This is a genomic window from Microbacterium sp. UBA7513 (assembly GCF_002478345.1).
Lineage (GTDB): Bacteria > Actinomycetota > Actinomycetes > Actinomycetales > Microbacteriaceae > Microbacterium.
In genome coordinates, this window is record NZ_DLNJ01000006.1 from 1 (window position 1) to 12873 (window position 12873).

Annotated in this window: 10 protein-coding genes and 1 pseudogene; 6 read left to right on the forward strand and 5 right to left on the reverse strand. The window is 71.2% G+C overall.

Features of this window, described 5'->3' with window-relative positions; all coding sequences use genetic code 11:
• From treZ to B2W79_RS02260, 5 genes are all read right to left on the reverse strand, one after another.
• On the reverse strand, positions 1-1825 hold a 1825-nt coding region (gene treZ / locus B2W79_RS02240), incomplete at its 3' end, for a malto-oligosyltrehalose trehalohydrolase (RefSeq protein WP_292786563.1).
• Positions 1822-4170, reverse strand: coding sequence for a malto-oligosyltrehalose synthase (gene treY, locus B2W79_RS02245; protein WP_292786566.1), 2349 nt, complete (start codon positions 4168-4170; stop codon positions 1822-1824). The genes treZ and treY, both read right to left, overlap by 4 nt.
• Positions 4167-6341 carry a glycogen debranching protein GlgX gene (glgX, locus tag B2W79_RS02250; protein WP_071329785.1) on the reverse strand — a complete coding sequence of 725 codons (2175 nt, stop codon included), beginning with the start codon at positions 6339-6341 and terminating at the stop codon, positions 4167-4169. The genes treY and glgX overlap by 4 nt, the downstream gene beginning before the upstream one ends.
• The gene (locus B2W79_RS02255) at positions 6338-6622 is read right to left on the reverse strand and encodes a hypothetical protein (protein ID WP_071329786.1); all 285 of its coding nucleotides are present in this window, start codon (positions 6620-6622) and stop codon (positions 6338-6340) included. Before B2W79_RS02255 ends, glgX begins: the two co-directional genes overlap by 4 nt.
• Positions 6623-6726: 104 nt before the next feature.
• Positions 6727-7296 carry a dihydrofolate reductase family protein gene (locus tag B2W79_RS02260; RefSeq protein ID WP_071329787.1) on the reverse strand — a complete coding sequence of 190 codons (570 nt, stop codon included), beginning with the start codon at positions 7294-7296 and terminating at the stop codon, positions 6727-6729.
• Positions 7297-7366: 70 nt separating this feature from the next.
• Between B2W79_RS02260 and B2W79_RS02265 the strand changes: the two genes are divergently transcribed.
• The 6 genes and pseudogenes from B2W79_RS02265 to B2W79_RS02290 all read left to right on the forward strand — a co-directional run bounded on the left by B2W79_RS02265 (position 7367) and on the right by B2W79_RS02290 (position 12873).
• Positions 7367-7933 carry a TetR/AcrR family transcriptional regulator gene (locus tag B2W79_RS02265; RefSeq protein WP_071329788.1) on the forward strand — a complete coding sequence of 189 codons (567 nt, stop codon included), beginning with the start codon at positions 7367-7369 and terminating at the stop codon, positions 7931-7933.
• 80 nt (positions 7934-8013) lie between these two features.
• On the forward strand, positions 8014-9336 hold the full coding sequence (locus B2W79_RS02270; RefSeq protein WP_292786580.1) for a GAF domain-containing protein: 1323 nt from the start codon (positions 8014-8016) through the stop codon (positions 9334-9336).
• Between the two features lie 171 nt (positions 9337-9507).
• Positions 9508-11058 (forward strand): annotated as a pseudogene (locus B2W79_RS02275) (aldehyde dehydrogenase family protein).
• Between the two features lie 71 nt (positions 11059-11129).
• Positions 11130-11519 carry a DUF779 domain-containing protein gene (locus tag B2W79_RS02280; RefSeq protein ID WP_292786583.1) on the forward strand — a complete coding sequence of 130 codons (390 nt, stop codon included), beginning with the start codon at positions 11130-11132 and terminating at the stop codon, positions 11517-11519.
• A 184-nt stretch (positions 11520-11703) separates the two neighbouring features.
• Entirely contained in the window at positions 11704-12402 is a 699-nt protein-coding gene (locus B2W79_RS02285) for a hypothetical protein (protein ID WP_292786586.1), read from the forward strand.
• A gap of 78 nt (positions 12403-12480) precedes the next feature.
• The gene (locus B2W79_RS02290; protein ID WP_292786588.1) at positions 12481-12873 is read left to right on the forward strand and encodes an arsenate reductase ArsC; all 393 of its coding nucleotides are present in this window, start codon (positions 12481-12483) and stop codon (positions 12871-12873) included.

Below are 12873 nucleotides of genomic sequence, written 5' to 3' on the forward strand. Positions count from 1 at the left end.
CCGGCCCCGGGGGCCGGGGAGAGCTGCCCACGACGGGGCCGCCCCCCCGTGGGGGGGGGGCGCCCCCAGGGCAGGAATCCCTCGGGCCGGCGCCGGGGGGGGGGGTGGGGGGGGTGGGGGGGGGCGTGGGGGTGCGCGATGGGGGGAGGGTTGTGGGGAGGATCTGGGACGGGGGGGGGACGGGGAACGAGGCGGGGGTGGGGGAGAGGTTCACGAGCACCGACACTCCTCCGCGATCGATGCGGTAGACGCGGTGCTCGGGGCGGCCGTCCGTCTCCCGGACCTCGACCGCCGCGTGCGCGGAGTCCGGGTCGGTGAGCTCCGGTCGCGCTCGCCGCAGTCGCGCCAGGTCGCGGTACAGCGCCAGCAGCCGGGCGTGCACCGGCGCCTCGGCCTCCGCCCAGTCGAGGCGCGAGCGGTGGAAGGTGGCGGGGTCCTGGGGGTCGGGGACCGCATCCGGATCCCAGCCCATGCGGGCGAACTCCGCCGTGCGCCCCTCCGCGACCGCGCGGCCGAGTTCGGGCTCGGGGTGGGCGGTGAAGAACTGCCACGGTGTCGTCGCGCCCCACTCCTCGCCCATGAAGAGCATCGGGGTGCCCGGGGCCGTCAGGGTGAGCACGGCGGCCACCGCGAGCCGGTCGGGGGACAGAGCGGCGGAGAACCGGTCCCCGGCGGCGCGGTTCCCGATCTGGTCGTGGTCCTGCGCGAAGGTCACCAGCCGCCAGCTCGGCACCTCGGCCGGGATCGGGGACCCGTGCGGACGGTCGCGGAAGGACGAGAAGGTGCCGTCGTGGAAGAAGCCGCCCTCCGTCACCTTGGTCACCGCGTCGGCTGCGGCGAAGTCGGCGTAGTACCCGGCGGTCTCCCCGGTGAGCGCGACGTGCGCGGCGTGGTGCCAGTCGTCCGACCACTGCGCCGTGAGTCCGTAGCCCCCGGCTTCCCGCGGCAGGATGAGCGTCGGATCGTTGAGGTCCGACTCCGCGATGAGGGTCAGCGGCCGATTCTGCTGCGCGGAGAGGGCGTCCACGCGTTCGGAGAGCTCGCGCAGCAGGTGCACGGGCCGCCGGTCGTGCAGGGCGTGCACGGCGTCGAGCCGCAGTCCATCGACGTGGAAGTCGCGCAGCCACATCAGGGCGTTGTCGAGGATGTACTCGCGCACCGCGTCCTCGTCGAGGTTCACCGAGTCGCCCCAGGTGTTGCTCTCGCCCTCGCGCAGGTACGGACCGAAGAGGGGGAGGTAGTTCCCGCTCGGACCGAGGTGGTTGTAGACCACGTCCTGCACGACGGCGAGCCCGTGTGCGTGGGCGGCGTCGACGAACCGCTGGTAGGCCGCCGGACCGCCGTACTCCTCCTGCACCGCGTACCAGAGCACGCCGTCGTATCCCCAGTTCCAGCGCCCGTTGAAGGCGTTGACCGGGAGCAGCTCGACGTGGGTGACGCCGAGGTCGACGAGGTGCGCCAGGCGGCCGATCGCCGCGTCGAGCGTGCCCTCCGGCGTGAAGGTGCCGAGGTGCAGTTCGTAGATCAGCCCGCCCGCGAGCTGCCGTCCGGTCCAGGAGGCGTCGGTCCAGGCGAAGGCCGCGGGGTCGAACGTCGCCGAGGCCCCGTGCACGCCGTCCGGCTGACGACGCGACCGAGGGTCCGGGCGGAGGTCGTCGCCGTCGTCCAGCAGGAAGCCATAGCGCTCCCCGTCCGCGAGGACGAGGTCGGCGGTCCAGTGCCCCTCAGCGGTCGCCGTGAGTTCCCGCTCCTCCACGGTCGCGCCCGCGTCGTCGAGGCGTCGCACTCGCACACGCCTCGCCCTCGGCGCCCACACCGAGATCATCGGGCCAGCTCGATCAGCGCGACCGGATACGTGTCGAGCAGTTCCGCCAGCCGCACCGGTCCGGGCGGGATCCGCCGACCGGTGAGGAGATCCGTCCCCGGCAGCTCCGGGCGCATCAGGACGGTGTCGCCCCAGCCGCCGCGGCGCGCCAGCGTCACCGGCAGCCGCGTGGCCACGGCGGTCGCGCCGCCGCGGTGCACGGCGACGGCGTGGTCGGCGGCCGCGCCCTCGACGACGGCCGGCCGGTAGAAGCGGAACAGCTCCGGATTGTCCCGCCGCAGCCGCAGGGCCCGCGAGGTCACCAGCAGCTTCGCGGCACCGGAGTCGTCGATCGGCGGGAGCACACCGCGGGCGTGGTCCGCGTCGAGCTCCCGCAGCATCCGGGCGCGCAGAGCGAAGTCGACGGGTCGACGGTTGTCGGGGTCGACGAGCGAGAGGTCCCACAGCTCGGTGCCCTGGTAGACGTCCGGCACGCCGGGACCGGTGAGCTGCAGCAGTTTGGCGGAGAGGGAGTTGGAACGGCCCGCATCGACGATCTCCGCCACGAAACGGTCGAGGATCGGCGCGGCGTCGCCCTCGACGGACCGGGCGATCGCGGCCAGGCCCTCCTCGAAGGTCGCGTCCGGATGCTGCCAGGTGGTCCGCTCGGCGGCCTCGCGGGCGGCCTTCGTGGCATAGGCGAGGAGCCGGTCGGAGGGGAGCGGCCAGGCTCCGACGGCGGCCTGCCAGATCAGCGCGTCGAGAGGACCGTGTCCGGTGGTCGCGACGGCGCGCAGCTCCGCCAGCACCTCGCCCCACCGCTCCGGGATCTCCGAGAGCACCGACAGGCGTGCCCGTACGTCCTCCGAGCGCTTCGTGTCGTGCGTGGAGAGGGTCGTCATCGAGTGCGGCCAGGCCGCCAGTCGTGCCCGCTGCGCGTCGTGGAACTCCTCGACCGACAGGGCGGGGATCGACGGATCGGCGCCGACCTCGGTCAGCGTTCCGAGGCGCGTGAACCGGTAGAACGCGGTGTCCTCAACGCCCTTCGCCATCACGGCGCCGCTCACCTGGGGGAACCGCTGCGCGACCTCGAGGGCGGGGTCGACCAGGAGCGGTTCGAGCGCGCTGAAAGCGGCGGAGAGATCCGGGCGCCGCCGCCGAGCGTCCGCGAAGGCGGCGCGCAGGTGCTCGCGGCCCTCCGGGAGATAGGAGCGGTACACGGGGAAGCAGGCGAGGAGTTCGGCCAGGGCGTCGTCCGCGTGCACGATCCCGTGGGGAAGCGTGCGGACGAGTCGGCGCACCTCGGCGGCCAGGAGCGTGTCGGCGATCATCCGCTTCGTGTCGTGGATGAGGTCGTGCCAGGGGAGCGCGTCCGGGAGGCCGGTCTCCGCACGGAGCCGGGCGTCCAGCCGGTCCAGCGCCGCCACGCCCTCCGCGTCGACGAACAGACGGTCGAGCTCGGCCAGCGCGTCGTATCCGGTCGTGCCGTCGGTCCGCCACCAGGCCGGCAGAGCCTCGCCGGGCTCCAGGATCTTCTCCACCAGCGTGTACGCGCGTCCGGTCGCGTCGGCGAGCTGCTCCAGGTACGCGCCGGGGTCGACGAGGCCGTCCGGGTGGTCCACCCGTAGACCGTCCGCGAGTCCGGTCCGGAGCCAGCGAAGGATCTCCCGGTGCGACTCGGCGAAGACGTCGGGGCGCTCGACCCGGATGCCGGCGAGCTCGGAGACCGCGAAGAACCGGCGGTAGGTGAGATCGGTGTTCTGGTCCTGCCAGAACCGCAGCTCGTAGTTCTGGGCGGCCAGGAGTGCCGGGAGGTCGTCGGCCAGCGCCGCGGTGCCGGGGGCGAGCGGGAGTTCGTGCTCGAAGTAGCGCAGCACGCCGTCCGGTGCATCGGCGGCCGGTGTCGTGTCGACGACCAGCTCGCCCTTCGCGACGACCTCCTCCGGGGTCCCGCCCAGCAGCGGGAGCAGGAGGCGTCCGCCGCCCGCCGCCCAGTCGATGTCGAACGCCGCGGCGCGGCGGGTCTCCCGCCCGAGCCGCAGCACCTCCCACCACCATGGATTCTGCCGCGGCACCGCGACGCCCACATGGTTGGGCACGATGTCGGCGAGGATGCCGAGGCCGGCCGTGCGCGCCGCCGAGGCGAAGCGCACGAGGCCCTCCTCGCCCCCGCGGTCGGGGTCGACGCGCCCGTGGTCGACCACGTCGTAGCCGTGGTTCGAACCGCGGGTCGCCGCCAGCAGCGGCGACAGATAAGCCCACGACGCCCCCAGCTCGGCGAGGTAGCCGACCACATCGGCCGCCGCTTCGAGGGGGAAGCTGCCGCTGATCTGAAGGCGATAGGTCGACAGCGGCCTGTCGGTCACGAGGCGGCCTGCTCGCTCTGCGCGCGGAGCGAGGCGTCGACGGAGTCGTCGGTGTCGACCGGCTCGCCGTCGATCTCCTGCAGCACGAGCATGGCCTTGCCCTCGAGCGGCACGGTGTCGCGCGCCCGGAGGTTCCGGTCGCCCAGCTCGCCGGCGGTGTCCACCGCGACGAGCCATTCCGCACCGTGGCGATCGTCCGGTAGGGCGAGGTCGACGGGCTCGTCGCCGCTGTTGAAGTAGACGAGGAAGTTCACGTCCTCCACGGGTCGCCCTCGCCGGTCGTTCTCGCGGATCCCGCGGCCGTTCAGGAACATGCCGACAGAGCGGCCGAAGCCCGAGTCCCAGTCCTCCGGCGTCATGCGCGCTCCGTCCGGGCGCAGCCACACCACGTCGGGGATGCGCTCGCCGTCCTCATCCGCCACCGGGCGTCCGTCGAAGAAGCGGCTGCGGCGGAAGGTCGGATGCTCGTGCCGGAGCCGTGCCACCGCCGCGGTGAACTCCACGAGCGGCAGGTCGGCGGCCTCCCAGTCGATCCAGGTGAGCTCGTTGTCCTGTGCGTAGCCGTTGTTGTTGCCGTGCTGCGTGCGGCCGAGCTCGTCGCCGTGGGAGATCATCGGCACGCCCTGCGAGAGCAGCAGCGTCGCGAGGAAGTTCCGCTGCTGGCGTGCGCGGCGGCGATTGATGTCGATGTCGTCGGTCGGCCCCTCCGCGCCCATGTTGTCGGAGCGGTTGTGGGATTCGCCGTCGTTGTTGTCCTCGCCGTTGTCCTCGTTGTGCTTCTCGTTGTAGGAGACGAGGTCGCGCAGCGTGAAGCCGTCGTGCGCGGTGACGAAGTTGATGGAGGCGACGGGTCGTCGGCCGGAGTGCTCGTACAGGTCGGCGGAGCCGGTGAGGCGCGAGGCGAACTCGCCGAGGGCCTGCGGCTCGCCGCGCCAGAAGTCGCGGACGGTGTCGCGGTACTTGCCGTTCCACTCCGTCCACTGCGGCGGGAAGTTGCCCACCTGATAGCCCCCGGGGCCGATGTCCCACGGCTCGGCGATGAGCTTCACCTGCGAGACGATCGGATCCTGCTGCACGAGCTCGAAGAACGCGGCGAGGCGGTCGACGTCGTAGAACTCGCGGGCGAGGGTCGCCGCGAGGTCGAAGCGGAAGCCGTCGACGTGCATCTCGGTCACCCAGTAGCGCAGCGAGTCCATGAGCAGCTGCAGGGCGTGCGGGTTGCCCGCGTTCAGGCTGTTGCCCGTGCCGGTGTAGTCCGTGTAGTAGCGCTTGTCCTCTTCGAGCCGGTAGTACGCCTCGTTGTCGATCCCGCGCATCGAGAGAGTCGGACCGAGGTGGTTGCCCTCCGCGGTGTGGTTGTAGACGACGTCGAGGATGACCTCGATGCCGGCCTCGTGGAGCGCGCGCACCATGGCGCGGAACTCCTGCACCTGCTGGCCGTCCTGGCCGCCGGCGGCGTACGCGTTGTGGGGGGCGAAGAACCCGAGGGTGTTGTAGCCCCAGTAGTTCGACAGGCCCTTGTCCTGCAGCACCGAGTCGTTGACGAACTGGTGCACGGGCATCAGCTCCAGCGCGGTCACGCCGAGGCGCTGGAGGTGCTCGATGACCGCCGGGTGCGCGATGCCGGCGTAGGTCCCGCGCAGCTCCTCCGGCACCTCGGGATGCCGCTGGGTGAGCCCCTTCACATGGGCCTCGTAGATCACCGTCTCGGCGTACGGCGTCTTCAGCGGCCGGTCGCCGCCCCACTCGAAGAACGGGCTGACGACGACGCCCTTCGCCATCGCGGCCGCGGAGTCGTCGTCGTTGCGGGAGTCGGGGTCGCCGAAGTCGTAGCCGAACAGGGACTGTCCCCAGTCGATCTCGCCGGCGACGGCCTTCGCGTACGGGTCGAGGAGCAGCTTGTTCGGGTTGAACCGCTGCCCCTGGGCCGGGTCGTAGGGACCGTGCACCCGGTAGCCGTAGCGCTGTCCCGGCTGCACCGTGGGCAGGTAGCCGTGCCAGACGAACGCGTCGACCTCGGTGAGCGGCACCCGTGTCTCCGTGCCGTCCGCGTCGAAGAGGCAGAGCTCTACGCGCTCCGCGCCCTCGCTGAAGAGGGCGAAATTGGTGCCCTGACCGTCGAAGGTGGCCCCCAGCGGGTACGCGGACCCGGGCCAGACCTCGCGGCTCATCCGGCGAGGGCGTGGTCGCGCGAACCCGCGGCCATGGCACTGACGATGCTGACGGCATGGTCGTAGTCGTACACCTGAGCGATCTCCACAGCCCGAGGATACGGGTGTCCGAGGTAGCAGACATAGAGCGGCGGCACGACCTCGATGTACCCGACGGGAGCGTCGTGCGCGACGACGTACCGGTCGAAGTCTATCCGCTCGCAGGCCGGCTCGGTCGCGGCGGGGTGGGCCGCGTCGGCGCGCTGCGAGGAGCCAGTGCTGGTGGGGATGTGGACGTTCATGGCGCCTCCTGACTCGTGATGGGACCACGATAGGAACCGGGAACGGATTCGAGAACGGTATTGCCATCCGGGCCTCGACCGGCTACGCACCCCCGACGGCAGGATCACTCCCCGCGCCGTCGCACGTACTCCGTCACCACGACGCCCGATCCGTAGGGGGTCGTCTCCCCAGCCTCGAACCGTTCCGGACGATAGGGGCGGTCCCCGAAGAGCGGGATGCCGGATCCGAAGAGCAGCGGCTGCCGTTTCAGGATGAGCCGGTCGATCTCGTCGGCCAGCGTCGCCGCGAGAGCCCCGCCGCCGCACAGCCAGATCGCGCCGCCCTCCTCACGCTTGAGCCGTCGCACGACCTGCACCGGGTCCTCTGCCGTCACCTCGAGGTTCTCGGCCTCGGCGGTGCGGGTGCGGCTGAAGACGATCTGACGCAGATGCCTGTACGGGCTCGCGAGCCCGCCCACCTCGTAGGTGTTGCTGCCCATCAGCACGGTGTCGAACACGTCGTTGCGCTGCGGGATGCCGAGGGCTTCGGCGGCCACGGTCGGCAGGGTGTCGGCGAAGCGGGCGTTGATGCCGTCCATGTGGTCGCCCTCGACGAGGAAGGCGTCGAACTCTCCGTTCGGACCGGCGATGAACCCGTCCAGGGTCACCGCGGCGTAGTACACGAGCTCACGCATGGTTCTCCAATCACTACATCTGTTGCGGTTGAGAGTACAACAGTCGTAGTGATTGCGCTAGGGTGGCGGCATGGCGAGGAACGAGCCGCGACGACGGCAGATCGCGGATGCGGGGCTGGCGGTGCTCGCCCGCGAGGGATCCCGGGGGCTCACACACCGCGCGGTCGACGCCGAGGCGGAGGTCCCCGCGGGCACGACGTCGAACTACTTCCGCAGCAGGGAGGCGCTGATCGAGGGACTCGTCGACCGCATCGGGGAACGCCTGGCTCCGTCGCCTGCGGACCTGGAGCGGAGGGCGGAGATCACGCCCAGCCGGGAGCTGTTCGCCGACTACCTCCGGGACATCGTGCGCCGCCTCACCGTCGATCGCGATGTGACCCTCGCCCTGTTCGCCTTGCGGCTCGAGAGCGCTCGTCGTCCGGAGCTCGCCGCCGTGCTCGGGGCCTGGCAACGCGCCGGCTTCGAGGCGGACGTGGCCTTCAACGTCGCGGCGGGCCTCCCGGGAGGACGCCGCGAGATCGCCCTGTTCCACTACGCGATCGATGGTCTGCTGCTCGACCGGCTCACCACCCCGATCGACCCGGAGACCTCGACTGACGACGTGATCGACGATCTCGTGGCCGGGCTGCTGCCCTGACCGCCGCCGCCCGCTGTTCCCCCGGGTCGATCCTGCTCGTACACTGAGGGCACGCTCCCGGCGCCAGGAACGGAGAACGCGTGTCTGCGACGTGGCACGATCCGCGGGAGGCGTCGCCGACGGCGTCTCGCCTCCTCGTCGAGCGTGCGCACGAGGAGCTCATCGCCGGCAATCTCGACGATCACCGTCTCCGCGAGGTGCGTCCGCTCGTGCGCGAGTCGTGGGAGCGGTCGTGGCGTCGTCGCGTCGGCCCGGAGGGGCTGCCGCCGCTCGATCTGCACGAGGACGAGCTCGACGCCTATCGCCTGGCCCATCCGCTCGCCTCCGCGATGGAGATGATCCGCGCGCTGCTGCTTCCCGGTGACTCCGAGGACTCGGGGGTCGTGATCGCCGTCGGGGACCAGGCCGGGCGCCTGCTGTGGATCGAGGGCGACGCGCAGCTGCGGTCCCTCACCGAGGGCATGGGGTTCGTCGCCGGCGCGAACTGGGCGGAGGACGCCGTGGGCACGAGCGCCCCCGGTACCGCTCTCGCCCTGGAGCGGTCGGTGCAGATCCGCGGGGCCGAGCACTACAACCGGCTGGTGCACCCGTGGTCGTGCAGCGCCGCTCCCGTGCGCGACCCGGAGACGCAGCGGGTCCTGGGCGTGATCGACATCACCGGGGGGCCGGAGGTGGTGACCCCGCAGGCGCGGCTGCTCGTCGACGCGACGGCGCGAGCGGTCGAATCCGAGCTCCTCGTGGCGCGACTGCAGCGGAGGGCGGAGCCTCCGGCCCGTCGATCGCCGAACAGGACGACACCGGACGCCCTCGCACGCGCACGACTGCACGTGCTCGGACGCGACCGCGCCCGGCTGGAGACCACGTCGGCGCATGAGGAGGCGGTCACCGAGCTCAGCGCCCGGCATGCCGCCATCCTCCTGATGCTGGCTGTGCACCGTCAGGGCCTCTCCGCCGACCGGCTCGCCGAGCTCGTCTACGGTCCCGGCGTCTCTCCGGACACGCTGCGGCCGGAGATGGTGCGCCTGCGGAAGGTGCTGGAGCGGGCGGCCCCCGACCTCGTGCCGGAGTCCCGCCCCTATCGTCTTCCGGTGCCGCTGGAGACCGACGCCCACGACGTGCTGTCCCTGCTCGACCGCGGGGCTCACCGGGTCGCTCTGACGGCGTATCGGGGTCCGGTGCTGCCGGAGTCGGCCTCGCCCGGCGTCGAGGAGTTCCGTGACTCGGTCCGTGCGGCGCTGCGGGAGGTCATGCTGTCGGGGGCGAGTCTGGACGTGCTGCTCGCCTACGCCGACACCCCCGAGGGGAGCGAGGACGCGGAGGTGCTGCGGCTCGCGTTGGAGATGCTTCCGGCGCGCTCGCCGCGTCGTGCCGGCCTCGTGACCCGGATCGAGCGCCTCACCTGATTCGAATCGCCCGATTGGTCCCATTCCGGCCGCGGATGCAGCACAGTGCGCGATTCGAACGGGGGTGCAACCGGCTGCAACGTTGCGCACCGGGAGTGCAACGGGGAGCGGCCTAGCGTCGAGGGAACACCGCGGCACCGATGCCGCGGCGCCCCGTCGAAGGAGACCCCCATGACCATCGTCGAAGAAGACGTGTCCCTCGCCTACGCGGCGCCCGGGCAGCCCGGAGCCCTCGCGGACTATCGGCCCCGCTACGGCCACTACATCGGCGGCGAGTTCGTCGAACCCGCCAAGGGCCAGTACTTCGAGAACATCAGTCCCGTCAACGGCAAGCCGTTCACCGAGGTCGGGCGCGGGACGGTCGAGGACATCGACCGCGCCGTCGACGTCGCCTGAAAGGCCTTCGCCGCCTGGGGCAAGACGAGCCCCGCGGAACGTTCCGTGATCCTGAACCGCATCGCCGACCGGATGGAGCAGCACCTGGAGGAGATCGCGGTCGCCGAGACGTGGGAGAACGGCAAGCCCGTGCGGGAGACCCTCGCCGCCGACATCCCGCTCGCGATCGACCACTTCCGCTACTTCGCCGGGGTGCTCCGCGCGCAGGAGGGCGGCATCAGCCAGCTCGACGAGAACACCGTCGCGTACCACTTCCACGAGCCCCTCGGCGTCGTGGGGCAGATCATCCCCTGGAACTTCCCGATCCTCATGGCCGTGTGGAAGCTGGCGCCGGCGCTCGCCGCGGGCAACTGCATCGTCATCAAACCCGCGGAGCAGACGCCCGCGTCGATCCTGTTCCTGTTCGACATCATCGGCGACCTGCTGCCGGCCGGGGTCGTCAACATCGTGAACGGCTTCGGCATCGAGGCCGGCGCCCCGCTCGCCCAGCACAAGCGCATCCGCAAGGTCGCCTTCACCGGGGAGACCACGACCGGCCGACTCATCATGCAGTACGCCTCGCAGAACCTCATCCCCGTCACCCTGGAACTCGGGGGCAAGAGCCCGAACGTCTTCTTCGAGGACGTCGCCCGCTCCACGAGCGACCTGTTCTACGACAAGGCGCTCGAGGGCTTCACGATGTTCGCGCTCAACCAGGGTGAGGTCTGCACCTGCCCGTCGCGGGCGCTCATCCAGCGCTCGATCTACGACGGCTTCCTCGCCGACGGCCTGGAGCGCGTGAAGAAGGTCGTGCAGGGCAATCCGCTCGACCCCGCGACCATGATCGGCGCGCAGGCATCGAACGATCAGCTCGAGAAGATCCTCAGCTACATCGACATCGGGAAGCAGGGCGGCGCCCGGCTGCTCACGGGAGGCGAGCGCGCCGACCTCGGCGGCGACCTCAGCGAGGGCTTCTACGTGCAGCCGACCGTGTTCGAGGGGACGAACGACATGCGGATCTTTCAGGAGGAGATCTTCGGCCCCGTGCTCTCCGTGACGTCGTTCGATGACTTCGACGACGCGATCTCGATCGCGAACGACACCCTGTACGGCCTGGGCGCCGGGGTGTGGAGTCGCAGCGGCGACACGGCGTACCGCGCGGGCCGGGCGATCGAGGCGGGCCGCGTCTGGACGAACACCTACCACCAGTACCCGGCGCATGCCGCGTTCGGCGGGTACAAGCAGTCGGGGGTGGGTCGCGAGAACCACAAGATGATGCTCGACCACTACCAGCAGACGAAGAACCTCCTCGTCTCGTACGCGGACGGCCCGATGGGCTTCTTCTGATCCGCCCGCGCCCGGGTGTCGGACGGCGCTCGCCGCGTTGTCCGGCACCCGGCACCCCGGAAGGAGTGGCTGTGGCCGACCCATCCCCGCCCGCCCGTGTCGCGGTGACCGAGCCCGCCGCCGCGCTCGTCCGCGAGCTCACCGCGCAGCACGGGCCGCTCATGTTCCACCAGTCCGGCGGCTGCTGCGACGGCTCCGCACCCATGTGCTATCCGGTGGGGATGTTCCTCACCGGGCCCGGCGACGTGCTCCTCGGCGCCCTCGACGTCGGCCTCGACGATCCCGTCGAGGTCTTCATGTCGGCCTCGCAGTTCGAGTACTGGAAGTTCACGCACCTGACGATCGATGTCGTGCCGGGACGCGGCGCCGGATTCAGCGTCGAAGGTCCCACGGGAATGCGGTTCCTCATCCGGTCGCGCATGCTCGACCCCGCGGAGCTGGCGGGCCTCGGCCTCGCCTGAGACGCCCCTGCCGGCCGGTTCGCCGGGGAGCGATGGGCGCGTTGTCGATCGGCGCCGATCCCGTTCCGTAGGCTGGGGGAGCCGTGCCGCGGAAGGCCGGCCACGACGCCGAGACCGATCCGAGGTGCACATGAGCTCGTCCCGATCTCCCCGGAGGCGTCTGCCGATCGTCCTGGCCCCGGCCATGGTTCTGGCCCTGGTGCTGGTCGGTTGTCTGCCTGCCGCCCCGCCGTCTCCGACGCCGTCGTCGACCGATGTCGAGCTCTTCTCGGCCGCGGACGGCGTGCGGTCCTCCACGGAACTCGTCTTCGCTCTCCTCGCCGCGGGAGACGAGAAGGGCGCAGCCGACGAGCTCCACCCCGCCATGGATCTCGAGCAGCCGTTGGCGTTGCTGCTCACGCCGAGTGGCGTCTACCCCCAGATCGAGGACCGGCCGAAGATCCTCTCCGTCGATGACGTGACGGCGGCAGAGGACGGGGAGACCGGCACCGCGACGGTCACCTACGAGATGTCGGGCGCCGAGCACACCGACACGGTCGAGCTCCGACGGATCGGCGAGGACGAGCCTGGGGCGGACGACTACGCCATCGTGATCTCGGACGACGATTTCGGGCTGGACGCGAGCGGCGTCGAGCTGCTGCCGGCCGACACCGTGTACCGCATCCACGATGTGGACGTCAGCGCGGCGTTCCTCGCGGCCCGGGCTCTCGCGGATGGCGATGAGGTGCCGCGGATCCCCGCGTTCGGCGGTACGTATCCGCTGGAGATCACGGTCCCCGGCCCCGACGGCTTCACCGACACGGTGACCCTGCAGACCTCGACCTTCCTCGGCGGCGGCACCGACGGCGTCCTGCGTGACTTCGCCGTCGAGCGCGGGTACTGACTTTCGAATCGCCCGATTGGTCCCATTTCGGCCGGAGATGCAGCCAATCGAGCGACTCGAACGGGTTAAGCTGGGCCCGTGCGACCCTCCGTCCTCTTCGTCTGCGTCCACAACGCGGGGCGCTCGCAGATGGCCGCCGGCTTCCTCCGGCACCTCGCCGGCGACCGCATCGAGGTGCGCTCCGCCGGGTCGATGCCCGCCGCGGAGATCAACCCCGTCGCAGTGGCGGCGATGGGGGAGGTCGGCATAGACATCACAGCCGAGCAGCCGAAGGTGCTCACGACCGAGGCCGTGCAGGCGTCGGACGTCGTGATCACGATGGGCTGCGGTGACGCGTGCCCGTTCTTCCCCGGCAAGCGCTACGAGGACTGGGTGCTCGACGACCCCGCCGGCCAGGGGATCGATGCCGTCCGGCCGATCCGCGACGACATCCGCGGCCGCATCGAGACCCTCGTGGCCGAGCTGCTCTGA